This is a genomic window from Desulfovibrio aminophilus DSM 12254, assembly GCF_000422565.1.
Lineage (GTDB): Bacteria > Desulfobacterota > Desulfovibrionia > Desulfovibrionales > Desulfovibrionaceae > Aminidesulfovibrio > Aminidesulfovibrio aminophilus.
The window spans coordinates 39,390-63,867 of record NZ_AUMA01000003.1 but is presented as its reverse complement, the minus strand read 5'-3'; the positions used below and the strand labels follow the sequence as shown (position 1 = coordinate 63,867).

General features: G+C 66.1%; 27 protein-coding genes and 3 tRNA genes. 14 read left to right on the top strand and 16 right to left on the bottom strand.

Annotation, left to right across the window (positions count from 1 at the left end; translation table 11 throughout):
• Positions 1-9 precede the first annotated feature (9 nt).
• Positions 10-411: a winged helix-turn-helix transcriptional regulator gene (locus H587_RS0100330; protein ID WP_027174548.1), complete on the bottom strand. Its 402-nt coding sequence runs from the start codon at positions 409-411 to the stop codon at positions 10-12.
• Positions 412-515: 104 nt separating this feature from the next.
• On the opposite strand from H587_RS0100330, the gene H587_RS0100325 reads away from it, so the two are divergent.
• Together H587_RS0100325 and H587_RS0100320 are read left to right on the top strand one after the other, a co-directional pair.
• Positions 516-1,025, top strand: coding sequence for a nitroreductase family protein (locus H587_RS0100325; protein WP_027174547.1), 510 nt, complete (start codon positions 516-518; stop codon positions 1,023-1,025).
• Between the two features lie 100 nt (positions 1,026-1,125).
• Positions 1,126-1,932 carry a nitroreductase family protein gene (locus H587_RS0100320; protein ID WP_027174546.1) on the top strand — a complete coding sequence of 269 codons (807 nt, stop codon included), beginning with the start codon at positions 1,126-1,128 and terminating at the stop codon, positions 1,930-1,932.
• 52 nt (positions 1,933-1,984) lie between these two features.
• Here H587_RS0100320 and H587_RS0100315 read toward each other — a convergent pair.
• The 3 genes from H587_RS0100315 to H587_RS0100305 form a co-directional block, all read right to left on the bottom strand.
• Positions 1,985-2,059, bottom strand: a tRNA-Gly gene (locus H587_RS0100315).
• A gap of 1 nt (position 2,060) precedes the next feature.
• Positions 2,061-2,135: transfer RNA gene (locus H587_RS0100310), tRNA-Cys, on the bottom strand.
• Between the two features lie 8 nt (positions 2,136-2,143).
• Positions 2,144-2,218, bottom strand: a tRNA-Gly gene (locus H587_RS0100305).
• A gap of 336 nt (positions 2,219-2,554) precedes the next feature.
• On the opposite strand from H587_RS0100305, the gene dksA reads away from it, so the two are divergent.
• Positions 2,555-2,917: an RNA polymerase-binding protein DksA gene (gene dksA / locus H587_RS0100295; protein WP_027174545.1), complete on the top strand. Its 363-nt coding sequence runs from the start codon at positions 2,555-2,557 to the stop codon at positions 2,915-2,917.
• Positions 2,918-2,955: 38 nt separating this feature from the next.
• Complete coding sequence (locus tag H587_RS0100290; RefSeq protein WP_027174544.1) at positions 2,956-4,458, top strand: NFACT RNA binding domain-containing protein; 1,503 nt, start codon at positions 2,956-2,958, stop codon at positions 4,456-4,458.
• 46 nt (positions 4,459-4,504) lie between these two features.
• Here H587_RS0100290 and H587_RS16725 read toward each other — a convergent pair whose 3' ends face one another.
• The 4 genes from H587_RS16725 to H587_RS16720 all read right to left on the bottom strand — a co-directional run bounded on the left by H587_RS16725 (position 4,505) and on the right by H587_RS16720 (position 10,282).
• The gene (locus tag H587_RS16725) at positions 4,505-5,485 is read right to left on the bottom strand and encodes a VgrG-related protein (protein WP_051202339.1); all 981 of its coding nucleotides are present in this window, start codon (positions 5,483-5,485) and stop codon (positions 4,505-4,507) included.
• A 77-nt stretch (positions 5,486-5,562) separates the two neighbouring features.
• Positions 5,563-6,711, bottom strand: coding sequence for an A/G-specific adenine glycosylase (locus tag H587_RS0100280; RefSeq protein ID WP_342662354.1), 1,149 nt, complete (start codon positions 6,709-6,711; stop codon positions 5,563-5,565).
• Positions 6,708-7,451, bottom strand: a complete 744-nt coding sequence (gene gpmA, locus H587_RS0100275) for a 2,3-diphosphoglycerate-dependent phosphoglycerate mutase (RefSeq protein ID WP_027174542.1) — start codon at positions 7,449-7,451, stop codon at positions 6,708-6,710. The genes H587_RS0100280 and gpmA overlap by 4 nt, the downstream gene beginning before the upstream one ends.
• A gap of 65 nt (positions 7,452-7,516) precedes the next feature.
• Positions 7,517-10,282 carry a tetratricopeptide repeat protein gene (locus H587_RS16720; RefSeq protein ID WP_211219477.1) on the bottom strand — a complete coding sequence of 922 codons (2,766 nt, stop codon included), beginning with the start codon at positions 10,280-10,282 and terminating at the stop codon, positions 7,517-7,519.
• Between the two features lie 38 nt (positions 10,283-10,320).
• Between H587_RS16720 and H587_RS0100265 the strand changes: the two genes are divergently transcribed.
• Both H587_RS0100265 and H587_RS0100260 read left to right on the top strand, forming a co-directional pair.
• Complete coding sequence (locus H587_RS0100265; RefSeq protein ID WP_027174541.1) at positions 10,321-10,683, top strand: molybdenum cofactor biosynthesis protein MoaE; 363 nt, start codon at positions 10,321-10,323, stop codon at positions 10,681-10,683.
• A 137-nt stretch (positions 10,684-10,820) separates the two neighbouring features.
• The gene (locus tag H587_RS0100260) at positions 10,821-11,930 is read left to right on the top strand and encodes a glycosyltransferase (RefSeq protein ID WP_027174540.1); all 1,110 of its coding nucleotides are present in this window, start codon (positions 10,821-10,823) and stop codon (positions 11,928-11,930) included.
• A 1-nt stretch (position 11,931) separates the two neighbouring features.
• Here the strand turns inward: H587_RS0100260 and H587_RS0100255 are convergent, their stop codons facing one another.
• The 6 genes from H587_RS0100255 to H587_RS0100235 form a co-directional block, all read right to left on the bottom strand.
• The gene (locus H587_RS0100255; RefSeq protein ID WP_027174539.1) at positions 11,932-12,897 is read right to left on the bottom strand and encodes a lytic murein transglycosylase; all 966 of its coding nucleotides are present in this window, start codon (positions 12,895-12,897) and stop codon (positions 11,932-11,934) included.
• Positions 12,875-13,066 (bottom strand): dual CXXC motif small (seleno)protein, encoded by a 192-nt coding sequence (locus H587_RS21215; protein ID WP_281167606.1) that lies wholly within the window; start codon positions 13,064-13,066, stop codon positions 12,875-12,877. The genes H587_RS0100255 and H587_RS21215 overlap by 23 nt, the downstream gene beginning before the upstream one ends.
• Positions 13,067-13,069: 3 nt before the next feature.
• On the bottom strand, positions 13,070-14,416 hold the full coding sequence (locus H587_RS0100250) for a TolC family protein (RefSeq protein ID WP_027174538.1): 1,347 nt from the start codon (positions 14,414-14,416) through the stop codon (positions 13,070-13,072).
• A gap of 153 nt (positions 14,417-14,569) precedes the next feature.
• On the bottom strand, positions 14,570-15,343 hold the full coding sequence (locus tag H587_RS20065) for a MogA/MoaB family molybdenum cofactor biosynthesis protein (protein WP_084630295.1): 774 nt from the start codon (positions 15,341-15,343) through the stop codon (positions 14,570-14,572).
• A complete protein-coding gene (locus H587_RS16710) occupies positions 15,340-15,873 on the bottom strand; it encodes a 2-thiouracil desulfurase family protein (protein WP_051202338.1) in 534 nt (177 codons plus the stop codon). The genes H587_RS20065 and H587_RS16710 overlap by 4 nt, the downstream gene beginning before the upstream one ends.
• A complete protein-coding gene (locus tag H587_RS0100235) occupies positions 15,870-16,601 on the bottom strand; it encodes a DUF1614 domain-containing protein (RefSeq protein ID WP_027174537.1) in 732 nt (243 codons plus the stop codon). Before H587_RS0100235 ends, H587_RS16710 begins: the two co-directional genes overlap by 4 nt.
• 156 nt (positions 16,602-16,757) lie before the next feature.
• Between H587_RS0100235 and rfbA the strand changes: the two genes are divergently transcribed.
• Complete coding sequence (gene rfbA, locus H587_RS0100230) at positions 16,758-17,633, top strand: glucose-1-phosphate thymidylyltransferase RfbA (RefSeq protein ID WP_027174536.1); 876 nt, start codon at positions 16,758-16,760, stop codon at positions 17,631-17,633.
• 107 nt (positions 17,634-17,740) lie between these two features.
• On the opposite strand, the gene H587_RS20765 is transcribed toward rfbA, so the two are convergent.
• Positions 17,741-17,884 carry a hypothetical protein gene (locus tag H587_RS20765; RefSeq protein WP_169432731.1) on the bottom strand — a complete coding sequence of 48 codons (144 nt, stop codon included), beginning with the start codon at positions 17,882-17,884 and terminating at the stop codon, positions 17,741-17,743.
• A gap of 197 nt (positions 17,885-18,081) precedes the next feature.
• On the opposite strand from H587_RS20765, the gene H587_RS0100220 reads away from it, so the two are divergent.
• Positions 18,082-18,858 carry a PilZ domain-containing protein gene (locus H587_RS0100220; protein ID WP_027174535.1) on the top strand — a complete coding sequence of 259 codons (777 nt, stop codon included), beginning with the start codon at positions 18,082-18,084 and terminating at the stop codon, positions 18,856-18,858.
• On the opposite strand, the gene H587_RS0100215 is transcribed toward H587_RS0100220, so the two are convergent.
• Positions 18,830-19,204: a hypothetical protein gene (locus tag H587_RS0100215; protein ID WP_027174534.1), complete on the bottom strand. Its 375-nt coding sequence runs from the start codon at positions 19,202-19,204 to the stop codon at positions 18,830-18,832. The genes H587_RS0100220 and H587_RS0100215 overlap by 29 nt on opposite strands.
• A gap of 143 nt (positions 19,205-19,347) precedes the next feature.
• Between H587_RS0100215 and rdgC the strand changes: the two genes are divergently transcribed.
• From rdgC to H587_RS0100185, 6 genes are all read left to right on the top strand, one after another.
• Entirely contained in the window at positions 19,348-19,962 is a 615-nt protein-coding gene (rdgC, locus tag H587_RS0100210; RefSeq protein WP_027174533.1) for a recombination-associated protein RdgC, read from the top strand.
• 9 nt (positions 19,963-19,971) lie between these two features.
• Positions 19,972-20,496 carry a hypothetical protein gene (locus tag H587_RS0100205; RefSeq protein ID WP_034608373.1) on the top strand — a complete coding sequence of 175 codons (525 nt, stop codon included), beginning with the start codon at positions 19,972-19,974 and terminating at the stop codon, positions 20,494-20,496.
• A 4-nt stretch (positions 20,497-20,500) separates the two neighbouring features.
• Entirely contained in the window at positions 20,501-21,061 is a 561-nt protein-coding gene (locus H587_RS0100200) for an arylesterase (RefSeq protein WP_034608372.1), read from the top strand.
• Between the two features lie 69 nt (positions 21,062-21,130).
• Positions 21,131-21,739 (top strand): hypothetical protein, encoded by a 609-nt coding sequence (locus H587_RS0100195; protein ID WP_027174530.1) that lies wholly within the window; start codon positions 21,131-21,133, stop codon positions 21,737-21,739.
• A gap of 3 nt (positions 21,740-21,742) precedes the next feature.
• Positions 21,743-22,678, top strand: a complete 936-nt coding sequence (locus tag H587_RS16705; RefSeq protein WP_051202337.1) for a GGDEF domain-containing protein — start codon at positions 21,743-21,745, stop codon at positions 22,676-22,678.
• A gap of 92 nt (positions 22,679-22,770) precedes the next feature.
• Positions 22,771-24,471 (top strand): YcaO-like family protein, encoded by a 1,701-nt coding sequence (locus tag H587_RS0100185; protein ID WP_027174529.1) that lies wholly within the window; start codon positions 22,771-22,773, stop codon positions 24,469-24,471.
• Positions 24,472-24,478: the final 7 nt, after the last annotated feature.

Sequence of the window (24,478 nt, the reverse complement as noted above, 5' to 3'; positions counted from 1 at the left end):
CTGAACAGCTCAGGCGGCTTGTTCCGCCGCCTCGCGCTCCTTGAGCAGCTTCTCGTACTGCCCGCCCCAGCGGCACAGCTCCTTGAGCACCGGCATGACGCTCAAGCCCAGCTCGGTCAGGGAATATTCCACCTTCGGCGGCACCTGGGCATGCACCTCGCGGTGCACCATGCCGTCGGCCTCCAGTTCGCGCAGCTGCTGAGTGAGCATCTTCTGGGTGATGCTCGGCATGGACTTGCGGACTTGCCCGAAACGCAGGGTGCCCCGGCGGCCCAGATGATAGAGGATCACGGGTTTCCACTTGCCGCCGATGACCTGGAGCGTCAACTCCACTGAGCAGCAGTATTCCTTGCCGCACAACCGCTTCACCGCGCAACTCTTGGATTCCTGTTCCGCGTTGTCTTTCTTCATTGGTTTCCTTCCGGATACTATATGACTTTCAGGTGCCTGCTTGCTTTTTTGTGTATACTGCATGAAACAGTGGGCAGTGTAAACCGGAAACCAAAGGAGCCGTCATGGAACTCTTCGAAGCCATCCATACCCGGCGCAGCATCCGCAAGTTCGAGGACGCGCCGGTGTCCGACGAACTGGTCCGGGATATCCTGGAAGCAGCCATGAGCGCGCCCAGCGCGGGCAACGCCCAGCCATGGCATTTCATCGTGATCCGCGACAAGGCCCTGCGCGAGGCCATCCCCGCCTTCAGTCCCTACGCGGGCATGATCGTCCACGCGCCCCTGGGCATCCTGGTCTGCGCCGAGCTGACTCTGGAGAAGTATCCCGGCTACTGGGTGCAGGACTGTTCGGCGGCCATGCAGAACCTTCTTCTGGCGGCCCACGGCAAGGGCTTGGGCGCGGTCTGGACCGGGGTCCATCCCATGGCCGACCGCGAAGAGGGCTTCCGCAAGCTCCTCGCCCTGCCCGAAACCGTCAAGCCGCTCGGCTTCGCGGTCCTGGGCCGTCCCGCCCAGGAATCCGGACGCCGCGACCGCTTCAAGCCGGAACGCATCCACGCGGACCGCTGGTGAACGAACGCGACGTCGCGAAACCCCTCCCGGTCCGGTGGAAACCGATTTCCGGAGGGTCGCCGCGACCCGCAGAAACAACACGTCGTCAAAAGGAAACATGATGAACGGAACCGTCCGCCTGGACGTGGATTTCAATCTTTGCGCGCGTGACGGGCTCTGCGCCCGCGAATGCCCCTTCGGGCTCATCGAGGTGGACGCCGAGGGCTTGCCCTCGCTACGCCGCGCCGCGGAAAAAATGTGCATCGGCTGCGGCCATTGCGTGGCCATCTGCCCCCGCGCCGCGCTCAGCCTGAACGGGATTTCGGCCAGCTCGCTCCCGGCCGTGGAACGCCACGCCCTTCCGGAACCGGAAAGCGTCACGCTGCTTCTCAAGTCGCGGCGCTCCATCCGGGCCTATAAGCCCGAGCCCCTGGACCGTCGGGAGATCGAAGCCCTGCTGAACGTTGCCCGTTTCGCGCCCTCGGCGGTGAACTCCCAGCCCGTGCATTGGGCCGCGAGCCTCGAGCCGGCGCGGACCCGGGAGCTGGCCGGAATGACCGTGGACTGGATGCGCAGTGTGCCGGACATGCCCTACAAGGGCTGGATAACGGCCTGGGACCAGGGACAGGACAGAATCCTGCACGGCGCGCCGCACCTCGTCCTGGCTCATGCCCCGGAAAGCGCCCGATGGGGCCAGGTGGACTGCGCCACGGCCGTGGCCTGGATGGAAATCCTGGCCGCCGCCAACGGCTTCGGCGCCTGCTGGGCCGGGATATTCACCCGCGCCGCCCAACACTGGGCCCCTCTCAAGGCCGCACTGAACCTGCCCGAGGGGCATGTGGTCCAAGGCGGGCTCATGCTCGGCCGTCCGGCCGTGCGCTACGCCCGGGTGCCGGAACGGCATCCTCTGCGGCTGCACTGGCTCTGACGGATCGGGCAATGTAAAAAGGCCGGTCCTTCCGGACCGGCCTTTCGTTTTCTGGAGCGGGAAACGGGATTTGAACCCGCGACTTCAACCTTGGCAAGGTTGCACTCTACCACTGAGTTATTCCCGCGTGGAGGCGGCATCCGGATTTGAACCGGAGAATGGAGGTTTTGCAGACCTCTGCCTTACCACTTGGCTATGCCGCCCTTTGAGCTGGAGCGGGAAACGGGATTTGAACCCGCGACTTCAACCTTGGCAAGGTTGCACTCTACCACTGAGTTATTCCCGCTCTCAAAGGGAAGCTCGTCTTACCCGCGAACCCCCGAAGCTGTCAAGATTTGATGTCGGCCTTTTTTTCCTTTTCTTCCCTGAATCTTGAAATACGCTTGCAGGTCAAGGCTTTCATACCGAACGCCGACAAAGAGGCGGAGCGCCCACCCGCTCAGAGGAAGCGCCATGCTCTATATTCACGATGGATATCAATATATTGGCTTCGATCTCCAGAGCGGGGGTCAGGGCTTTACTTTGACAGGCGTTTTAGATTAAAGACTTCATTTCACTTTCCACCGCGATACCGCCGTCGGACTTCCGGCGGCGGACTTCGTTCCCAAACGAGGTGCTATTGATGGATGCCAAGGATCTTGAGTACTTCCGCGAGGTACTGACCAACACGCTCAATGACATCCTGCAGAACAGCCAGGCCACCATCGAGGACATGACCGAGTCCGTGGAGGTCTACGCCGATCCGGCCGACCGCGCCACCGCCGAGTCCGACCGGGCCTTCACCCTGCGGCTGCGCGACCGTGAACGCAAACTGATCAAGAAAATCCAGCAGGCCCTGCAGCGCATCGAGGACGGCGAGTTCGGCATCTGCCAGGAATGCGGCGAGGAAATCGGCGTGGCCCGTCTCAAGGCCCGGCCCATGACCACGCTCTGCATCGCCTGCAAGAGCAAGCAGGAAGCCGACGAGCACATCCGGGGCGATTAGCCCCGCCGAGACCCGCCCAGGGAGGGGCGCAGCCGCACATGGAGGCGAGCTTTTTCCGCCATCTCGCCGCCGAGTTGGCCGCTTTGCTGCCTGGACGCCGCGTGGGCAAGATATTCGCCCCGGCCGACGGCGCCCTGACCCTGGAAGTCCCGGCCCCAAGAGACCGCAGACATCTTCTGTTCCGGCCCGCCAAGCAGGCGGGCCTTCTTTTCCTCTCCGCCGTCAAACCGACCAACCCGGCCAGCCCCCCGGCCCGGGTCATGTGGCTGCGCAAGCGTCTCTCCGGCCGCCGACTCCTGGAAGCCGCGGTGGACTGGCCCAACCTGCGTCTGGCCTTCTCCCTCTCGCCCGGCGAGGGTCGCCACCTGCTCTTCGACCTGCGCCAGGATTTGCGTCTGGTCGATGACCTGCCCGAGGATTTCGGCCGTGAGCCGGAATGGCCTGAGCTGGACGCCGTGCTCAGCAATCCCGAGGTCTGGCGCCGCCACCCCCAAATCTCTCCCCCGTTGCGCCGCTTTCTGGGTGGTCTGGGCGCGGAAGCCTCACAGGCGTATGAGGCCGTCCGCCAGGGCTTGGCCCCGGCATTTTTCCTCAACGACACCGAGCCTCCCCTGGCCTGGGATCCCGGAGGAGAACGCCGCGGGTTCGCCACGGCCCTGGAGGCCGCCACGGCTCACGGGGAACGTCTGCTCTTCCCGCATCTGGAGCGTCTGGCCGACAGCGAGGAACGCGACCGGCTCAAGGCCGCTCGCAAGCGTCTGACCCGCAACCTGGCCAAGCTGGACCAGGAGGAGAAGCGTCTGCGCGACATGCTCGGGCGCAAGGGGGATGCCGAGGCGCTACGGGCCAATCTCTGGCGCATCAAGGACGAGGAAGGCCTGACGGAAGCCGAGTTGGACCGTCCGGGCGAGGACGCCCTGCTCCTGTCCCTGGACCCGCGCCTCTCCCCGGCGGAGAACATGGCCCGTCTGTTCAAGCTGGCGGGCAAGGCCGAGCGCGGGCTCGAACATCTGGAACGCCGCCGGGTCCAGTTGCGGGCCGAGCTGGACGAACTGGGACGGCTCCCAGCTCCCGGAACCGCGACAATGGCCGGGAACGCGGCCCCGGCCCGGACAGCCCCCCTGCCCCGGCGCTGCCGGGACATCGCCGCACAGGCCTTCCGCTCCTCGGACGGTTTTTGGCTTTTGCGCGGTAAAAACAAGACCGCCAACCACGCCCTGGTGACCAAGGCGGCCAGCCCCTTCGACCTCTGGTTCCACGTCCAGGGCGGTCCTGGTTCGCATGTGCTCCTCAAACGCGACTTCCCGAACCAGGAGGTTCCACGCCGCAGCCTCATCGAGGCGGCGGTCCTGGCCGCGCTCAAAAGCTGGCGCTCCGAGGACATGCGGGCCGACGTGATCTGCGCTTTGGCCAAGGACGTTCGCCCGGTGAAAGGCGCGCCGCCCGGACAGGTGCAGGTGGACTCCCTCCAGGAGACCCTGCGCGTGGACCTGGACCGCGACCTGGAACGCCGCCTGGTCGAAACATCTCCGGGGGAATGAAAAAGGGCGCCGCGGCGCCCTTCTCCCCCCCGCTCTCCGAAAGACGTCAGACGATCTTGCGCACCTGGGCGCTGTCGAGCATGGCCAGGGCCAACCCCCGTTCCTCGCGCAAACGGTTGCGCACACTCTTGCGAACCGCCTCTGTGGAAGAAGAGAACTGCTTTTGCCGGTCGGAGTAGATCCCGTCGATGATGTGCCGTCCCGCCGCCTCTCCGCCGTTCTTATCCAACACGTCGGAAATGACCCGGCTGAAGATGCGCGCCGCGCCGCCGGCTCCATGCTGCACCGAGGTGCTCCAAAGAACCTCGCGTAGCGCCGCCGGTCCGGCGTCGATGTCCACGCCCGTGGTCTCCAGAATCCGTTCCCGCGCAGGCAGATAGTGCTCGTTGCGCACGAAATCGTGCTGCAACTGCTCGAAACGCGTGGGATTCTCCTGGGCGATCTGCCGCCAGGCCCGGGGCATGGCTCCCTGGGGCGCACCGGTGTCGGCCGGACCGGCCTGGCTCAGGCGCGCGGCCCACTGGGGCTCCTTGTCGCGCAGAAAATCGATGAAGCGCCCCATGGTTCCGGCCTTGGAGGAAAGCTGGTATTTGCCGTAGGACGTGCCGCCCACCCGGTCGTAGCCGATGGCCGCCACGCCCTCGGCGCCGGACTCGAAACGGGCCGAGAGCCCGCCGAGACCGTTGCCCGCGATGGGGCCGCGTTTCCCCCTCCCGGCCGAGAGTCCGGCATCACGGCTCAGGTCGTTCGCGGACTCGCGCGTCAGCCGGGCGATGGTGCGCAGGGCATCGAGCATGAGCGAATCGTTGAGCACGCCGGGGTCCACGCTGAACCGCCGCTCGGACTCATCGGCCCCGGGCTCGTCCGCGACCTGCCGCACTGCGGCCAGTTGGGTCTGGAACGCCATCCGGCGCGCCTCGGACAAGGCCGGGGCTTCGGCGCTCCGGCCCCGCCCTCCGCCGTTGAGCATCTTCTCCGCCTCGTTCAGGGCGCGTACCCCGCCAAGGGAGTTCGTGTCGTAAGCCATGCGCGACTCCTCTGCCTGTCAAGATTCCGAGTATCCCGACAGGGGGTGAGCAAAAAACATGCCCAGAGCGGGAATCGTCAGGAACGGGCCAGGTATTCAGCCAAGCGGGGATCTTCGAGGATAAAGGCGATGACCCGACGGTGGCCCGCCGGAAAGGCGTAGCCGGACAACTCCTCGGGAGTCACGAAGCGGCCGTCCACGGCCTCGTTCAGACGCGGCTCGGCCGCCATGCCCTCCGTGTCGGCGCAGTAGAAGGCGTGCATGGTCACACGGTAGCGGGTGTAGCTGTAGCGTACCTGGACCACCGGAGCCAGGGGCCGCACGTTCAGCTCGACCTCCTCGCGGAACTCCCGGGCCAGGGCCTGCTCGGGGCTCTCGCCCTCCTCCAGCACGCCGCCGGGAAACTCCCACAGCCCGGGCCAGACGTCATCCGGGCGGCGCTTCTGGATATAGAGGCGGCCACGGCGCAGAAGCAGTCCCGAGGCCATCTGGAGCCGCACGACCTCCTTGGGCGGCCCGGCCAGGGGGCGATTCTCGGCCACGCCCAGACTCCTGGCCACGCAGAAGAAAACCAGCGGGCACTCCCTGCAACGCGGCGTCCGGGGCAGACAGACCAAGGCCCCCAATTCCATGAGAGCCTGGTTGAAATCCCGGGCCCGCCCCTCGGGGATCAGACCCCGCGCGGTCTCGCGCAGGAACTCCTTGGCTCTCGGATCGCGCGCGGGCAATTCCAGGTTGGTCAGCCGCGCCAAGACCCGCTCCACATTGGCGTCCACCGCCGGTTCCGGCAGATTGAAGGCCACGCTGCGCACGGCCCCGGCGGTATAGGGGCCGACGCCGGGCAGGGCCAGCAAGGCATCGCGGTCGTTCGGCACCGCACCGCCGTGCTCCCGCACCAAAACCCCGGCCGCCGCCAGCAGGGCCCGCCCCCGGCTGTAATAACCCAGACCTTCCCAGAGACGCAGGACCTCGTCCTCCGAGGCCCGGGACAGGCTCTCCAGGTCCGGGAAACGCTCCACCCAGCGTTGGAAATACGGCACCACCCGCTCCATCTGGGTCTGCTGGAGCATGACCTCGGAGACGAGCACGTGATAGGGATCGTAGGTGCGCCGCCAGGGCAGGTCACGACCGGCGGAGGCGAACCAGCCCAACAGGGCCCGCGCCAGGGCCGGGCGGTCCATGCCCGTCATGTCGGGCACATGGCGCGAGGCGTCGGTCCTGCTCACGCCTTGCCCTGGGCCGCCACGGCCTTGGCCGCCCGCTCCACGGCCTCGGGATCGCCGAGGTAGAATCTCCGGAGCGCGCGCAGTCCATCATCCAGCTCGTAGACCAGGGGGACTCCGGTGGGGATGTTCAGAGCCGTCACGGCCGCCTCGTCCATGCCGTCCAGGTACTTCACCAGCCCGCGCAGGGAATTGCCGTGGGCCACCACCAAGAGCCTGCGGCCCTGGCTGATCTGCGGGGCCAGAACGTCGTGCCAGTAGGGCATGGTCCGGGCGATGGTGTCCTTGAGGCTCTCGCACAGCGGCAATTCGAAGGCCGCCAGATCGGCGTAGCGCGGGTCGCGGCCGGGATGACGCGGGTCGTCCGGCTCCAGGGCCGGAGGGGGCGTGTCGAAACTCCGCCGCCAGATGAAGACCTGCTCCTCGCCGTACTTCGCGGCGGTTTCGGACTTGTTCAGCCCCTGCAGCGCACCGTAGTGTCGTTCATTGAGCCGCCAAGTCTTGAACACCGGCAGCCACATGGAGTCCATCTCCTCCTGCACGATCCAGAGCGTGCGGATGGCGCGCTTGAGCAGCGAGGTGTGGCAGACGTCAAAACCGAAGCCGCCCTCGCGCAGCAGGCGGGCGGCTTCGCGGGCCTCGCCCACGCCCTGGGACGTGAGGTCCACGTCGGTCCAGCCAGTGAAACGGTTTTCCAGGTTCCAGGCGCTCTGGCCGTGGCGGATGAGCACGAGGGTATGCATGACGTTTCTCTCCTTAGGGGCCGCGCCCCTGGCGCATCGTCACCAGGGGGCGCCGCCCGCGTCCATTATTTTCCCTTGGCTCCGGGCTTGGCCGGAGGCTTGGCGGGACTCTTGACCAAAGGCTTGGCCGGAGTCCTGGTCTGCGCCTTTCCGGTCCCCGGAGCCCCACCCTTCATGGCCGCCCTGCGGGCCTGGACGCGGTCCTGGAACTCCTGTTCCTTGCGCTCGAAGAGCTGGCGCTTGCGCTTCTCGAAGGAGAAGGCGGTCTTGACCGCGGCCAAGGCGAGGGCCAAAACGGAGAGAATGATCACGAGTCCCTTCTGAAACTCCCACTTCTGCTCCAGGATGAGCGTCACCAGCCAATTCCCGGGAGCCTGCCTGGTCATGTAGATGAGCAGCGGGATGGTCACCAGGGCCAAGCCCAGGCCGATGATCTCCAGCCAGATGAAGGTGCGCCCAAGGAGCAGGACGAAGAGCGTGCTGTCGCGCACGATGCGCAACGTCACCAGCCGTTTCTGGAGCCTGCCGATGCGGTCCTCGATCTCACCCAGAAAACGCAGGGTCTTGCGGAAGTTCTCGGCCACCTTGAGGTGCTGGTCCCGCATCCAGTTCATCTTCTCGACGCAGAAATTGAAGTCCTTATTGAACTCCAGAAGCAACTTGGGAAAGGGAAACCAGGCTGCCTCGCGCTGGATCTCGCGCAGGCGATCGTAATAGTGGTCGGCCCGGGCCCGAATGCGCTTGATGTCGGTCTCCACCTGGGTGTTCATCTCGGCCGCGAACTCGTCCACACCGCTCACAAGGGTGCGGAAAGCCACGAAGTTGCGCCGCTCGGTGAGCCGGCGCATACGCTCCAGGCGCTCCTGGGCCGGTTCGAAGAAGGCGTGGCCATCCTCGAAGCGCTGGGCCACCTCGGAAGACAGCGTGGCCACCAGGGCCTTCTCCTCTTCGCACTTGGTTTCGGCCACGCGCCAGAGGCTGAAGAGCGCGCCCATGATCTGCATCCGCCCGCGGTCCAGCTCCATGTCGAGCAGGATGCGGTTGAATATGTTCGGATCACGCTCGATGAGCCGCTCAAGGATATCCATGCCCTGCCCGGTGAAGCCCATCTTCACGAGGCAGACGGCCTCGCGATAGGTCGGATCCAGCCAGTCCGGCGAAACCGAGGCGGCGCGCTTGAACAGCGACGAGGCTTCCTTGAACTCGCCCTGAATCTCAAGAACACGCCCCTGAAGGTAGAGGAAATACCCCTGCTGCAACGGCGTGTAGCTCAGGCGTTCAGCCTCCTGCCAATAGAACCCGGCCTGATGCGCATCGCCTTTCTCCAGGGCCACGAAACCCAGCAGCGAGGGCGGCTGGTAGCTGCGCATGTACTTCAGACTGGCCTGTTTGAGCATGGATTCGGCCCGGTCCAGATCACCGCCGCGCACGGCCTCCAGCGAGGCCCAGGCATAGGGGGCGTCCTCCGGAGCCAGCTGGCTCAGGCCCGTGGACCACTCCTTGCCCCTGCTGCGCCAGACCAGTTGCAGTATGCGCAGTTGACTCGGCGCGTTGATTTCGAACACGGCGCGGGCCAGCAGGTTTTCCAGCTTGTCCCCGCCACCGGCGAGATGCTCCAGGGAGGCTGCCACCCGGGACGGCTCCAGGGACTTTTCCAGGGTCTGGAGCCCGGCCACCAGGGCGTCCATGTTGACCGTGGCCAGCTTGTTCCAAACCTCCGGGGCGATGCGGGTCAGGCCCCTGGTGGGGCATGTGGCCGGTCCGTGGTCCTTGAGCCCGCAATAGAAACAGCCCTGGCCCTCGCCGACGGTCAGCTTGCGCGGCAGGGGAACCTCCAGGCTGCCTTCGCCGCCGCGCCCCTCCCCGGCCTTCAGGCTCAGGTTGCACCAGGTTTCCAGACCCTCCTGATCGACCCCGTGGCGGATCTCGTTGATCTTGAACCATTCCGCCAGGGGAAAGGCGTCGCGGTATTGCAGATGCGGGTAGTCCGGGGCCAAACGCTCCCAGTCCAGTCCGACCTTCTTGGGCAGTTCGGCGCTGAAGGTCAGCCCCTTCTGCGGGACCGCGGCCATGACGCAGGGCCAATACTCCCGCCCGCCCTCCTTCACCGAAGCGGTCAGGTTGAGCATCTCCTGGCACCAGGCGCGCAAAAGACGGACGCTGCCCAGCGGAAAGATGACGTAGCCGTCGCGCACGTCGGAGATGTATTTCAGGTCCAGACGCTGGAGCGCCGTCTGAATTTCGGAGAAGAAACCCCGCCAGACCAGGATGCTCTCCTTGTCGCCGAGCTTGCCCAGGGGCTTGATGACGAAAAACCAGCCCAGGCTGGTTTCGTAGTCCAGGCCCTGGTCGGCATGAAACTGAAGCCACTGCACCGAGGAGGCGAACCCCGTGACCCCGGGGCCGGGCTTGAGGTCCAGGCCGGGGATGCTCTCCACCGCCTCCTTGAGCTTGGGGTGAATCCAGACGGCGAAGTCCTGGCCCGGGTTGGCCTGCTGGTCGGTCAGCTCCGGCGACAGGGAGAGCGAGAGCGCGAAGTCGTAGCCTACCAGGAACGTGGCCGGGACCACCTGGCAGAGCATGGGCATGGCGTTGAGCCGGGACCATATCTGGAGCCGGGCCACGGCCCGGAAGACTTCCATCCCGGGGAAGAACCACAGGGCTTGGCCCGTATCCTGGGCCATGAGCACCCCGCCGTAGTCCTTCAGCGTGTGGGCCATGGACGTGTTGGGCGCGCCGGACCAGGAGAGCCAGGCCGCATAGCCCGAGCCGACCAAGCGCGATTGCTGGATATGCGGGAGGCTTTGCAAGAGGACGGAGAGATTGTACATTGTCACTCCCGATCAATCAGTGCCCAAGGAGCCCGAAAATGGACATATCAGCAGCCATCGCAAAACTCAAAACCGAACCCGGCTTCACCGAAAATGTCGGCATGATCCTGGTCCACAACGGCGTGGTCCGCGGCTGGTCGCGCGCCAACAGGGAAAACGTCGTGGCCGTGGACATCACCCACGACGAGGAGCGGATGAACGCCATCTGCGACGAAATCCAGAACCGCCCGGGCATCTTCCGCGTCCTGGCCGAGTGCCGCTCCGGCCTGCTCAAACCCGGCGACGACGTACTCTTCCTGGTCGTGGCCGGAGACATCCGTGAGAACGTGAAGCCCGCCCTCGCCGACCTCCTGGACCGCATCAAATCCGAGGCCGTGGCCAAGCGCGAAATCATGGGCTAGGCTTCCTCCCGTCATTTCGGCCTGTCCCGTGTTTCCCTATATGGGGCGGCGCGGAAAAAAACCATCGCCGCGCACGGTTGCGGCCGAAGCCTCGCGCTGTCATAATCCCTGGCCGGGGCCAGGCCCCGGGGAGAAGCATGAACGTCGTCCAGGTCATCAACGTCCGTTGGTACAACGCCACCGCGTGGTACGCCCTGTATTTGGGCCGCCTGCTTCGGGATGCCGGGCACGGCGTGCTCATGGTGGTCCAGCCCGACACCGAGCCGGAACGCAAGGCCCATGAGTTCGGCCTGCCGGTGCTGTCCCTGGACCTGAACAGCAACAACCCCTTGACGCTGCTGCGTTCCGCGCGCCAGGCCGCCCGGATGCTCCGGGAATTCCGGCCGCAAATCGTCAACTGCCATCGGGGCGAAGGCTTCTTCCTCTGGGCCCTGCTCAAACGCTTCGGCCACGACTTCAAGCTCGTGCGCACCCGGGGCGATCAACGCCCCCCGCGCCATGACGCCCTGAACCGCTGGCTGCACGCCGAGGCGGCCGACGCCGTGGTCGTGACGAACAAGGCCATGGCCCGGCACTTCCTGACCAGGATGAAGACGCCGGAACGCGCGCTCTGGATCATCCCAGGCGGCGTGGACACCGAGGCCTTCCGCTTCGATCCCGAAGGCCGGGATCGGGTGCGACGCGAATTCGGCTTCGCCCCCTCGGACGTGGTCCTGGGCCTGGTGGGCCGTTTCGACCGGGTCAAGGGCCAGAAGGAGTGCATCGAGGCGGTCTCCCTGCTGCGCGGCGAGATGGGGCTGTCCCAGGCGCGGCTGTTCCTGATCGGCTTCGACTCGGCCACCCGGACCCGCGAGGTGACGGACTGGCTCGACCGATACGGGGTCGCGGACAGCACCCGGATCAGCGGCCGACGCGAGGACATCTCGGCCTGCCTCTCGGCCCTGGACCTGGGCGTGGTGGCCTCCCTCTGGTCCGAAACCATCGCCCGGGCCGCCCTGGAAATCATGGTCTCCGGCCGTCCGCTCGTCTCCACGGACGTGGGCGTGATGCCCGATCTGGTCAGCCGTCGCGCCCTGGTTTCCCCGGGCGACCCGCGGGCCCTGGCCCTCAAGCTGCGCGAGGCGGTGGAAAGCCCGACCTTTCGGGAATCCCTGGCCGCCGAGCAACGTCTGGTCATCTCCCAGCTCTCGGGGCGGGACTTCCTGACCCGCACACTGAGCCTCTACCAGGGCCTGATCTCGGCCTGAGTCAACCGGCGCCGAAGGTCCGGCCGATGCGGGTCAGGCTGTCGGCCACCGCCAGCACGGTGCGGGCGTAGCTCGCGGAATGGTTGTAGCGGTAGATGACGCGGAAGCGCCCCTGTTCGTCGAGTCCATCCTTCCAGCCGTGCTCCTTGAGGAAGCGGGCCATGCTGGCCAGGGCGTCCTCCTTGGCGAAGAGATCCACGCGGCCGTCGCCGTCGCCGTCCTCGCCATAGGCCAGGGCGTTGGTGGGCATGAACTGACACTGTCCTATGGCCCCGTAAGCCGAACCGGGAATGTCCAGAGGATCGCGCCCCAAAGCCTCGGCATAGCGCAGCAGCGCTTCCAGTTCCTCATAGGCCCAGTCCGATTTCTGGCGGGTGCGCTCGTCGAGCCAGACGCGGATCTCCGGGTCCAGGTCCGAGCGCGAAAGATAGGGCTCGATGTCCGAAAGGTTCCGGGCCAGGGCCATGTTGGCCAGCGCCCAGGCGGCCTTGGCCGTGCCGGTGTTCAGCCCGAGCTTGGTCTCCACCAGCAGCAGGGCCACCAGCACCTCTTCGGGAACCCCATAGCGGTCGCGCAGCCTCCGCAGCAGATCCTTGTTCTCCCGCAGATAGCCGTAGGCTCCGGCCAGCAGGATGGGGTTGAGATAACGCGCGTCAACCTCGGGCTCGGCGGCCTTCGGCTCGGGCGGCGCCAGCTTGGCATCCAACAGGGGGCTCATCTTGCGGGCCATGACCTGGGGGTCATAGACCATGACGGGATCGGAAAACAGCCGTCGCAGGTCGCCAGGGGCGAAGCCGTCGGCCACGAGCCGCTCGACCAGGGGCGTCCAGACCTCATACCCCGAACGTTGATCGCCCGAGGCCCGGACATCCGCGGCCAGCAGACAGAAAAAAAGGGCCAGGGCCGCCAGGCCCCGGCCCATGCGAGGCGCGCGCCCCGAACAATCAGAGTCGGTCCAGAGGAACAAGGGCTACTTCCTCCTCAAAAGCATCATCCAAAAAAGCGGCGAACCGGCGTACCGGGTATTTCGCGCCGCAGTCAGCGCAGACCAGCGCGACTTCGCGGCAGCCGCGCACGGGATGGAGGCGTCCCCGGCAGGCGGGGCAGGCCAGGGACGACCGCCCTTGCGTGTCCATGCGCTACTCGATGGCCAAACCGGGATTCTTCTGGCCCATGGACACGTAGAGGTTGGACAAGGCCTTGGCGTAGTCGGCCAGGGCGCCGTTCAGTTCGGCTTCGCTCTTGCTCACGTCCGACTGGGCGTTGAGCAGGTCGGTGTTGGTTCCCACCTGGGCCTGATACCGGGCCAGGGCCATGCGGTAGGACTCACGGGCGGCCTCCACGGACTTGCGGGCCACGCCGATGCGGTCCGCGGCCTCCCGCATGCTCAGCATCCCGCTCTTGACCTCGAAGCCGGCGTTGAGCCGGGTCTTGTCCAGCTCGGACCGGATCTGCTTCACGGTCTCCTGGCTCTGGTCATGGGCGTAGTAGGTGCTGCCCCACTGCCACATCTTCCATTGGAGATTGAGGCCCACGTTCCAGTTTTCCTGGTTGGAATTGCTCAGATGCTTGCTTTCCCCGGTCAGCGGGTCGTCCCCCGCCTTGTTGTAGTTGTAGTCGGCGGATACCTGGGGGTAGTACGCGCTGGCCGTGATGGTGGAGTCCTTCTCGGCCATCTGCACACTCTTCTCGCCGATGCGCAGGTCCGGGCGTTCCTTGTAGGCCTGGGTCAGACATTGTTCCAGGGTCCGCGTGAAGGGGGCGTAGTCCAGCTCACCGACATAGTTCACGCCCGCCTCGAGCGGCAGATCCAAGAGGGTGTTCAGCTGGGCAGTCTGCGTGTCCACGGCGTTCTGGGCCTTGAGCAGTTCCTGCTGGGCCGTGGCCAACTGAACCTCGGCCTGGAGCACGTCCAGGCGGGGTTTCAGTCCGACCTCGTAAAACGCCTGGGTGACCTGCAACTGGGACTTGAGGCGCTCCACGGAGTCCTGGGCGCTCTTCACGTCCATGCGGCCCTGCAGCAGACTCAAAAAGGCCGTCTGGATGCTCTGGATCAGGCTCAGTTCGGCCTGATAGAGTTTGTCCTCGTTCTGCTCCTTGGCCAATCGCGCCTTCTGGTAGGTGGACAGGAGACGGAAGCCGGTGAACAGGGGCTGATTCAGGTTGAACTGGTAGGCCCAGGAATCCTGGTCGCCGACGCGGACGCCGGCCTGCCGGGGTACGCGGTCGTCATGGGTCCAGCCGTAACTGGAGCTGGCCGTAGGGAAAAAGTCGGCCAAGGCGGACTTGCGCCCGGACTCGGACCCCAGCAGGGCGTGCCGAGCCGCGACGATGGCCGGGTTGGCGTCCAGACCGCGCTGCACCGCCGCGCGCATGTCCAGCTTGGCTCCCGCCGGAATGGGCGGGATTTTGGCGGGCTCGGCCGCCGCGTCCGGGGCGTCCTGGGTCCAGGCGGGGACGGCCAGCAAGAGGAAAAATAGCGGCATCGCCCACAGAAAAAATTTAGATTTCAGTGTCATGCAGGACTCCGTGACTGGCTCGCGTCCGGATTAAACAAACATTTAATTCGCAGGACAGACTTTGCCCAAGTACCAAGTTTCTTTACAGGATGCAAGACGTAGCGCGCAACGCCGGGGCCATCAGGCCGGACCGCCACACTCGGCCGGGTCGCCCTGAAGCTTGTCCAGCGTATGGGCCAAGGCTGGCAGCAACGGCTCCAGGCATTCACGCACGGCTTTGGGGCTGCCGGGAAGGTTGAGCACGAGGCTTTGTCCCAGGGTTCCGGCCACGGCCCGGGAAACCGCCCCGAACGGCGTCTTGGTCAGGCTGGCGGCGGTCATGGCCCGCTCGAAACCAGGCAGACGCTTCTCGATCACGGCCAGGGTCGCCTCCGGGGTCACGTCGCGCGGGGCCACCCCGGTGCCACCCGTGGTCAGAATCAGGTCGTAGCCTTGGACCAGAGCCAGATCCGCGATGAGCGCCCGCAGGGCCCGTTCGTCGTCGGGCAGCACGAATCCGCGCGCCAGCCCGAGGGGCAGGATCGCCCGCACCATCTCCTCGATAAGCGGCCCGGAGGCGTCGGCCCGAAGGCCGGCGGCACCCTTGTCGCTCAAGGTGATCCAGGCCAGGGTCCGCCCCCGGCGCTCATGCTCGAGGGCCACTTCGCCAGGCTCCAGCCGGGCCAAAGCCTCCAGGATCCAGACACGCCGTGAGGGATTCCCCGTCCACCAGGACGCGGACTCCACGCGCGCGAACGGTTCCCCGCCGCGCGTCAGCACGTCGCCGACGCGCAGGGGCGGAATGTTCCGCCCCGCCAGCACGGGCCAACGCGCCGCGGTCACTTCGCCGTCGGCGAGCACGAAGCGCTGCCCGGCAAGGAACTCTCCGTCGATGCGCGCGGTCAATTCCTTCATACCTCTCCTCCCCGCCGCCGATGGCGGCGGCGCACGGCCTTAAAAAAGTCCGCCCAGCGGGAATGGTCGGCCAGCACACGCTCGTCGGCCACCGGAATCCAGGGAAAACGCTCCCGGAAAGCCCGGGCGAACAATCCCAGGGATCGCCCGCGCGTCCGGCCGAGGTCGTCGAACACGGAAACCATCTCCACGGCCGCGCAACTCGGCGACCCGCTCTTGAAGACGTAGCCGGAGAGCGGCGTACGCGCCAGTTCTTCCAGCCGGGCCATGATCCGGCCCATGAGCCGGAAGGTGTGGTCCTCCAGGCTGCGGTTGCCGACAAAACGCGGTTCGAGAGGTGAGCCGCCCACGTGAGCGGGCTCGCGCGGGACGGGCATACCCGCCTCCACCTCCGGGCAGAACGGCACAAGGAGGCAGTACCCGGCCAGGGCGGCCACCCGGGGCGCGAACTTGTCGCGTCCGTCGTAACGTACGCGCTGGCCCAGCAGACAGCGGCTCACGCCCACCAAGGGAAGTGCTGCGTGGTTCATGAAAGCAGCACCGAGAGAATTCCCGCCAGAAAGACGCCGCCGAAGGTGCCCGCTCCGCCCACGGAAAGGATGGGCGCGTCCAGGCGACCCATGGAACGTGGGTCAAGATAATGAAGCACGTTGCCGCCGAGCAACGCGCCCAGAGTACCGGCGGCGTAGGCCACGCCGGGGGCCAGGTTCACGGGCGCGAACATGGCCGCCGTGACCACCGTGGCCACGGGGGGAACCCAAAAGGGCAGGCGCAGACCGAAATGCGGCACCACCCGCGCGGCAGCGAAGGAGGCTGCGGCCACCAGCCCCAGGCACAGCCAGAACCAGGGAGAGGCCGCCAGGATTCCGCCGTCCCGCAGCAGCAGGTAGCCGGACACGAACATCGGGATGAGGCAGCCGCCCACGTTCACGGCCACGGTCTGCTCCCGCAGTTCGGCCAGCAGGGCCTCGGGCCGATTCGGACGGTTGAGGGGAGAGACGCATAAAAACGGGCCCAGCATGGTCACGCCGAAATGACGCACCAGCCGCCCCGTGCGGAACAACGGAATGTCGGTGGTCCGGCCCAGGAGGGTCAGGACGAACACGAGCAGCCCCTGAAGCGGAGTCAGGCCGAGCTTGGCGAAGGCCCCGGCCGCCAAACTCACGGGAAGAAAGACGAACAGAAAGAACAGGCCGGCCAGGAAGGCCAGCATCAGCACGACGGCCCAGAGACCAGGGAAGACGGGTGATCCGAACATGCGCACGCTCGAGGCGGCGCGGCGGCGGCCGCGCCGGTTGCCATCGGAGGCTCGGGAAGATACTCTCGCCTCCGTCTGACCCTGGCTGATAGCGTAGCTCCCAGCGAATGTAAAACACAACACCGGGCCGCATCGCCCGGGCGAGACGAGGGGCCCATGAAAGGCATCATTCTGGCGGGTGGCTCGGGCACCCGGCTGCATCCCCTGACCCGCGTGGTGAGCAAGCAGCTCCTGCCCGTCTTCGACAAGCCCATGATCTATTACCCCATGTCCGTACTCATGCTGGCGGGCATCCGGGAGATCCTCATCATCTCCACGCCCGAGGATCTGCCGCGCTTCCAGGCCATGCTCGGAGACGGCTCCCGCCTGGGGCTCTCGCTCTCCTATGCCGAACAGCCCACGCCCGGCGGTCTGGCCCAGGCCTTTCTCATCGGCGCGGAATTCATCGGCCGGGATTCGGTCTGCCTCGTGCTCGGGGACAACCTCTACTACGGCCAGGGGCTCAGCACGCTGCTCCAGGAGTGCTCCAAGCTCGAGCATGGCGGCGTGGTCCTGGCTTACCCGGTCAAGGATCCGGAACGCTACGGCGTGGTCCAGTTCGACGCCTCGGGACAAGCCGTCTGCATCGAAGAGAAGCCCAAGGAGCCCAAGTCCAAGTATGCCGTCACCGGGCTCTACTTCTACGACAACCGCGTGGTGGAGATCGCCCGGGGCCTCAAGCCTTCCGCCAGGGGGGAACTGGAAATCACGGACGTGAACAACGTCTACCTCGAACGGGGCGAACTCCGCGTGGAAGTCATGGGACGGGGTTTCGCCTGGCTGGACATGGGCACCCACGAATCGCTCCTACGGGCGGCGAACTTCGTGAGCGCCATCCAAGAGCGCCAGGGATTCATCGTGGCCTGTCTGGAGGAGATCGCCTTCCGCATGGGCCTCATCGACGCGGATCGGCTGGAAGCCCTCGGCATGGAGATGAAGCAGAACGATTACGGACGCTATCTCATTGAACTCGCTAAAGAATCAAGGAGTTGACCTCGCCCTGAAAAAAAAGCGGATGCCGCCCTTTTTGAGGAGACGGCATCCGCTTTTCGCTTCCGCAATCCACTCCGCACGGAACGTGTCCGGCGGCGGGAAAAATTCTAGTGATGCTCTTCCTTCTTGCCCTGCTGGATGCGGATGAAGGCCACGGAAACGATCCAGGCCAAGTAGATGAAGATGAGGGAAACGCCGATCATGCCCTGGGTGGTGCTGTGGGCCATGTCCGTGATGAGTTCGCCGATCATGTCGAAGCCTCCTTGTGGATCGCTTGCCTTCCGCTCGGAAGGGCTTTTCTTCTCTGTCCCGGAAGACGAAAAAAGTCAAGGGGCATGACGCTCACGGACGACTCCTCGAAATCGGCTCACGCAGGCCGTCCGAGCTTGATTTTTTGATCTTGAGCGCTTAGGGCGGAATCATCGCACCTTGAATCCGGGGGTTTGCCGTGTTCAAGCGCCTGTTCGCGCCCCTGTGGGACGCCCTGCTCAACTGTCTGCGGCGGAAGCCGAAATCCACCGCCGCCCCGAAAAAATCCGCGCCGAAGCTCAAGAAGCCCACCAGGAAGAAAGACGCCACGGCCACGCCCGTTCCTTTCGCCTTCAGCTACAAACCCGATCCCGCCAAGGCCAAGACCGCCACGGCCAAGGTTCCCCCTCAGACGCAACCCGACGCCGAGGCTCAGGGGCCTGGCGATCTGCCCCTTGACATCAAGGAACCCGAGGTAAAAAACGAAAAGAGGCGAGCCTTCCGTGTCACCGTCCGTGGCCTCGACGTGGCCTGCCCCGAGTTGGGCGGCGTCTACCATACCACGGACATATCGGCCACGGGCCTCGGCTTCCGTTTCCAGGGTCCGCGCGTCAAGGGCGGCACGGTCCTCACCCTGACCTTGCGGGGAGGAGGCAAAGTCCTGGCTCAGGGGCTCCCGGCCAAGGCCATGCGCCACGACTCCGGCGTGGTGGGCTGCGCCTTTCTGGAGTTGACTCGGCCCCAGGAAGACGCGGTGTACAAGATCGTGCTGACGGCCCAACGTTCCTCCCAGCCCCAGCAGGCCAAACCCGGAACCACGTCCGCCGCCGCGACCCCAGGCAAAGCCCCGATCAAGGGTCCGGTGAAAGTCCCGGCCAAAACACCGACGACGGTTTCGGCCCGCACGACCGCGCCGACGACCAGACCAGGAACTCCCAAAGCCACGCCTAAGCCCGGCGGCGCACCTCGTCGATGAAGTTCTCCAGGTCGTTCTTGGCTCCGTCCACGTAGTCCTCCGGGTAAAGCAGCGCGGACATGTAGAACACGCTCTTCACCCGCAGGGAGTTGGCCGCGCTGCGGGAAAACGCCTCCAGCCGGGAGGCCAGGGCATCGGCCGTCTCGTCGTCCACGTCCTCCAGCAAGGGGGCGGCGTCCTCGGCCAGGGCGGCCAGAAGCGCAGCCTTCTCCCGCATCTTCTCCTCATATCCCTTCTGGTCGTTGCCGCCGTGCAGCAGGCCGAACGCCTCCGACTCCAGGGCCCGTACCAGGGCGGCCCGCTCTTCCAGAAACGCCCCCAGCAGTTCCAGGGAGTTCTCGTTCACGTACTCCTCCTCATTTTCAAAGCCCGCCGCAAGAATAGGACAAGAGGACGACGCGCTCAAGCCCACCACCCGGGCTGGACAACCGGCGGTTTTGTCTTTACCCAGGTGGGCAACCGGCCACCCCGGCCGTCCAGGAGGTCTTCGTGAGCTTTCTTTCATCCAGCGTCGGCCTGACCCGCTACCGCATCGTGGAGGACGTGCCGGACACGCTGTTCCAGGCCGTCCCGGATCGGCTCAAGGAGTGGGCCTTCCGCGACATCGACGCCACGGCCGACGAGCGTTCCTTCGGATGGGCCAACATCGACGACATGCTCGACGTGCGCTGGGCCGCCTCGCCGCCGGAGAAGGCGCACTACCTGGCCTTCTCCCTGCGCCTGGAGACCCGCCGGGTGCAGCCCGCCGTGTTCAAAAAACACTATCAGCTGGCCCTCAACGCCGAGCTGGCCAAGGCCAAGGAGCAGGGCAAGAACTTCCTCTCCCGCGACCGCAAACGCGAGCTCAAGGAGCAGGTCCACCTCAAGCTCATGGCCCGCTCCCTGCCCATTCCGGCGGTCTTCGGCGCGCTCTGGAACACCCAGACCAACCAGGTCTGGCTGGACACCACCAACAGCAAGGTCCGGGCCCTGTTCGAAGACCACTTCGCCATGACCTTCGAGTTGCACCTCGAGCCCCTCTCGCCCTTTTTCCTGGCCCTGGAAATGCTCGGCGAGGACGCGGCCGCCTCTCTGGAACACCTCGAACCCACCCTCTTCGTCTAGGAGCCCGGCATGGATCTCACTCTGGTACAACGCGAAAACTCCATCCTGGGACAGGATTTCCTCACCTGGCTTTGGTACGCCTCGGAAAAGCGCGACGGCATGTTCAGCAGCAAGACCGGCCAGTCCTTCGCCCTGCATGTGGAGCAGAAGGTTTCGGTGCAGGGCGGCGAGGGCGAGAGCCTGGAAACCGCCACGGTGAGCAGCCCGCGCGGCGAGCTGGCCGAGGCCAAGACGGGTCTGCGCACCGGCAAGAAGGTCAACAAGGCCCAGTTGCGCCTGGAGATCGACCAGGATGCCTGGCAGGTCACGCTCAAGGCCGACGACTTCGGGATTTCGGGGCTGAAGACCCCCAAGGTGGACCTGCGCGACCAGGAGGACGAAGACCCGGACTCCAAATTCCTGGAGAAGATCTACCTTCTGGAGAAGTGCGTGGAGCTTCTGGACTCCGTGTTCGCCGAATTCCTCAAGCTCCGCCTCTCGGCCGAATGGCCCAAGGCGGCCAAGGCCGTGGGCGCCTGGATGAACCAGGAGTGAGCCCGTGGCGCTGCAACGCCTGGCTTGTTTCGGAGACAGCCTCTTCGCCGGGTACGGCCTGCCCGCCGCCCGAGCCCTGCCCGCCCGCCTGGAGGCGCTCCTGCGCGCGGACGGCCGCGAACTCCGCGCACTGAACCTAGGGATTTCCGGTGAGACCTCGGCCGACGGATTGCGTCGGCTGGACGACGTCCTGGCCAACTCTCCCCGCGCCACGCTGCTGGAATTCGGGGCCAACGACTGCCACCAGTTGGTTCCTCCCGAGGAGACCGAAGGCAATCTGGCGGCCATGGCCACCGGTCTGCGACGAGCGGGCTCGGCCGTGCTCCTGGTCGGCGTGCGCGCCCTGCCTTGGGTGGACGAAACCTACGGCCGGGAATTCCAGGCGCTCTTCCCGCGCCTCTCCGCCCGACTCGGCCTGCCGCTTTACCCGGACATCCTGGAACCCTATTTCGGCGACCCGGCGCTGACTCTGCCGGACGGTCTGCACCCCAACGCCCTGGGGGTGGAAGCCATGACCGCGAGTCTGCTGCCCTGGGTCGAGGCCCTGCTCGACGGTCCGGCCTGAACCCGCAGGCTCGTTGACGCGGCCCGCGCAGCCATTTATAGCTCGGCCATTCAGCGCAGGGAGCCGCTCGTGGACCTCCGGGACCGCCTTTTCCTCCGCTTCGCCGCCAGCCCCGGCCTCAAGACCCTGGCCTACGCCCTGTGCCTGGCCGGGGGACTGCTCCTGTTCCAGGGCCCGGGCGCATTCCTGGTTCTGGTTCCGCTCCTGGCCGACATGCATGGGGCCAGGCTCATCCGCGGCCTCTACGACGGATTCCGCGAAGACCTGCTGGAATTGCTGGAGGACGAGGCCCGTCGGGAATGCGGCCTGGCTCCGGGCGAACCGGCCTTTCCCGTCCTGGAGTACGGCGGCTGCCTGAACCACTGGCTGGTCAAAAGCCTGCCGGACCACGTGCTCCTGACCCTCATGGCGCCGCGCCAGGACTTTCTGGTGGTGGCCCGCAAGGAGGGCCGCATCTTTCCGCCGCTTTCCTACCTGCCCCTGGCGTATGAGATGCGCGACGCCGGAACCCTGGACGTCTACTACCGCGACATCACCCACGTGGAGGTCAACGGCAAGGCTGTGGCCCTGCACACCTCCGGCGGAGCGGTCATCGAATACGAGGACCATTCCGGGGAAGCGGGTCTGGCGGTGCGTGAGCTGCGCGAACGCCTGCGCGAGCACAAGGCGCGAGGTTAGACCATGGACGACGATCGCGCCTCCCGCCTGATCTTCCAGACCCAGCACATCCAGGGACTGTTGCGGCTCTGCGGCTGGGGCCTGCTCCTGACGCCGACCCTGGTGGCCGTGGCGGCGCTGGTGGCCGTGGGCGAGGGGTTGTCCTGGGTCTGGGCCCTGCTGCTCATCCTTTCAGGCCTGGCCCTGGCCCTGTTGGCGGCCCTGTTTCTGGCCCGCCTCCTGGCGCGGCGCATCATCGATCCCCTGGGGCGCCTGCTGCGCGCGGCCCAGGACATCCACGAAGGCCGCTACGGAACCACGGTGGATATGGAGACATTCCGCGACTCGCCGCTGGAATTCCGACTCCTGGGCCAAAGTTTCAACCGCATGTCCGAAACCACCCAGGAGCACATCGAGGCTCTCGAACAGGCCACGATCACGGACCAACTCACCGGAATCCACAACCGCCGTTTCCTGGTCACGGAAGGCCCCCGCCTGTTGCAGGTCGCGTTGCGCTCCGGGGCCTCCTTCTCCTGCCTGATGATCGACATCGACCATTTCAAGCGGGTCAACGACCAGCACGGGCACCTCGTCGGCGACCGCTTCCTGGTGCATCTGACCCGGGTGGTGGCGGCCAACATCCGGACCTCGGACCTCCTGGCCCGGGCCGGAGGCGAGGAGTTCGTGGTTCTGGCCCCCGGCTCCAACACCGAGGAAGCACGTCTCCTGGCCGACCGTATCCGTCTGGCTGTGGTCCGTACCCCCTGCGAGGAAGGCGGCGCGCGCCTCGACAACACCGTGAGCATCGGCGTAGCCGAACATTCCCGGACGCCGCTCTTCGGCTCCAACGTCTTCGAAGACATGCTCGAGCGCGCCGACCAGGCGCTCTACCGGGCCAAGGGACAAGGCCGCAACCGAGTGGTCGCCTGGGGCGACGAGGAGCCGACTCAGGATCTCTGATCCCGCCCCCCGTCGGACTTGAATCCCCCGCACGCTTGGCCTATCGTTCCCGGCGGGCGCTCCGCCCGCCGAACCGACAACGAGGAACGCGAATGCGCTACGAACTGCGGCTGATGGACAACGTCGCCGGAGTGGGCTGCTTCATGGCCCATCCAGCCCAGAACCTGAGCTTCAACGACATGCTGGAGTATCTGCGGGAGCATCCCCTGGACGACTTCATGCATCAGTTCCTGCTTCAGGGCATGAGCGGACACCGCACACGCAAGCTGGAAAAACTCATCGACGAGGTGACCACGGGGGAGCGCCGAGGCGACCTCGTGCTGGCCGCGCTGCTGCGCGAGACATGTCTGGCCCACGAGAGATTCGCCCATCTCCTGCCCCGCCTGGACGGACTTGATCCCCGGGAGCTGTCTGAAAACACCCCGCTCATTCACATCCGGTCAAGCCTCATGCCGGACCAGGATCTGCACCGCCAGTGGATCCGGTTGTTCCAGGCCAACCTCACGGCCCATGCCCCCCTGCCCGCGCCAGACGAGACGGGACTGGCCATACCCTTCGCGCCCGAGGATCTGCCCGACGGACCGGCCGTAACCGCCACCGTCACGCGCGACCGCCTGCGCGACGAAGGCCGCCTGCCCGCCCCCCGTGAACGCCGCCCGCTGGAAGAGACTATCGCCCTGGCCACGGAACGACTGCAAAAGGTCGGCTGCATCCTGACCCGGGAGATGGCCCACAAGGCGGCCCTGAGTCCATTTTCCCTGCTGCGTTCCTGGCTGGCGCGCTTCCGCGCGGACAGCGGCCGCCAGGACGTCCAGTTCCAGGGCATGCAGACCGCCTACGGCCGCGGGTTGAGCCTGGAGGCCGCCCGAGCCTCCTATCTCATGGAGATGTGCGAACGCTATTCCTCCTACGCGAGCTGCGATGCGAACGGCATCCGGGGCTATTCCAGGGACTATCCCCTGGTCCACGGCAGCCACGCCGAGGTTTCCGCCACAGCCGAAGCCCTGGACCCCAACCACCTGCGTCTGGAGGCCCCCTACACCGGGCAGAAGCTCTGGTGGATGGAGGCCGAGATGGCGGACGCCAAGGGCCGCCGCCCGATCCTCATCCCGGCCCAATTGGTCTTCCTCTTCTGCAACCTGGACGAGCCCGCCCTGTTCAGCGCCCTGGGCTCCACCGGGCTGGCCTCGGGCAACACCCCGGAGGAGGCGCGACTGGCCGGACTCTGCGAGGTTCTGGAGCGCGACGCCGAAGCCGTGCGCCCCTTCGATCCGGCGCGCTGCTTCCGCCTGAAGACAAACGACCCCCTCGTGGGCAAGCTTCTGGAAGACTATGCCGCCTGCGGCATCGCCCCCTGGTTCCTGGACGTCACCCCGGAGTTCGGGGTGCCCTGCTGGAAGTCCATCGTCCTGGGCCGCCGGGGCGACGTGAACAAGGGCATGGGCTGCAACCTCTCCGGCCGCCGGGCCCTGGTCTCGGGCATGACCGAGACGCCCTACCCCTTTCCGGGCCCTGCCGGGTCGCCCGCGCCCGAGGGACTGGCCGTGCGACGCCTGGAGGATCTGCCGGACTTCGGCACGGGCAGCCCGGAAGGCGACCTGCTCGTGCTGGAGGAGACCCTCATCGCCAACGGCTACCCGGTGATCTACGCGGACCTGACCCGCAAGGATCTGGGCATCCCGGTGGCCCGGGCCATCGTGCCGGGACTGGAGATCGTGGCCGACTTCGACCAGTTCTCTCGCCTGAGCCCGAGGCTCTTCGCCAATTATCTCGAGATGTTCAGAGGAGAATGACCACCGG

Bases quoted from the DNA above. Each gene is read 5' to 3' on its own strand.
- H587_RS16710 (WP_051202338.1), bottom strand. From the start codon at position 15,873: ATGAACCACGCAGCACTTCCCTTGGTGGGCGTGAGCCGCTGTCTGCTG.
- H587_RS16720 (WP_211219477.1), bottom strand. From the start codon at position 10,282: ATGTACAATCTCTCCGTCCTCTTGCAAAGCCTCCCGCATATCCAGCAA.
- H587_RS0100325 (WP_027174547.1), top strand. From the start codon at position 516: ATGGAACTCTTCGAAGCCATCCATACCCGGCGCAGCATCCGCAAGTTC.
- gpmA (WP_027174542.1), bottom strand. From the start codon at position 7,451: ATGCATACCCTCGTGCTCATCCGCCACGGCCAGAGCGCCTGGAACCTG.
- H587_RS20765 (WP_169432731.1), bottom strand. From the start codon at position 17,884: ATGATCGGCGAACTCATCACGGACATGGCCCACAGCACCACCCAGGGC.
- H587_RS0100330 (WP_027174548.1), bottom strand. From the start codon at position 411: ATGAAGAAAGACAACGCGGAACAGGAATCCAAGAGTTGCGCGGTGAAG.
- H587_RS16725 (WP_051202339.1), bottom strand. From the start codon at position 5,485: ATGGCTTACGACACGAACTCCCTTGGCGGGGTACGCGCCCTGAACGAG.
- rfbA (WP_027174536.1), top strand. From the start codon at position 16,758: ATGAAAGGCATCATTCTGGCGGGTGGCTCGGGCACCCGGCTGCATCCC.
- H587_RS0100320 (WP_027174546.1), top strand. From the start codon at position 1,126: ATGAACGGAACCGTCCGCCTGGACGTGGATTTCAATCTTTGCGCGCGT.
- H587_RS0100265 (WP_027174541.1), top strand. From the start codon at position 10,321: ATGGACATATCAGCAGCCATCGCAAAACTCAAAACCGAACCCGGCTTC.
- dksA (WP_027174545.1), top strand. From the start codon at position 2,555: ATGGATGCCAAGGATCTTGAGTACTTCCGCGAGGTACTGACCAACACG.
- H587_RS0100260 (WP_027174540.1), top strand. From the start codon at position 10,821: ATGAACGTCGTCCAGGTCATCAACGTCCGTTGGTACAACGCCACCGCG.
- H587_RS0100235 (WP_027174537.1), bottom strand. From the start codon at position 16,601: ATGTTCGGATCACCCGTCTTCCCTGGTCTCTGGGCCGTCGTGCTGATG.
- H587_RS20065 (WP_084630295.1), bottom strand. From the start codon at position 15,343: ATGAAGGAATTGACCGCGCGCATCGACGGAGAGTTCCTTGCCGGGCAG.
- H587_RS21215 (WP_281167606.1), bottom strand. From the start codon at position 13,066: ATGGACACGCAAGGGCGGTCGTCCCTGGCCTGCCCCGCCTGCCGGGGA.
- H587_RS0100185 (WP_027174529.1), top strand. From the start codon at position 22,771: ATGCGCTACGAACTGCGGCTGATGGACAACGTCGCCGGAGTGGGCTGC.
- H587_RS0100290 (WP_027174544.1), top strand. From the start codon at position 2,956: ATGGAGGCGAGCTTTTTCCGCCATCTCGCCGCCGAGTTGGCCGCTTTG.
- H587_RS16705 (WP_051202337.1), top strand. From the start codon at position 21,743: ATGGACGACGATCGCGCCTCCCGCCTGATCTTCCAGACCCAGCACATC.
- H587_RS0100205 (WP_034608373.1), top strand. From the start codon at position 19,972: ATGGATCTCACTCTGGTACAACGCGAAAACTCCATCCTGGGACAGGAT.
- H587_RS0100250 (WP_027174538.1), bottom strand. From the start codon at position 14,416: ATGCCGCTATTTTTCCTCTTGCTGGCCGTCCCCGCCTGGACCCAGGAC.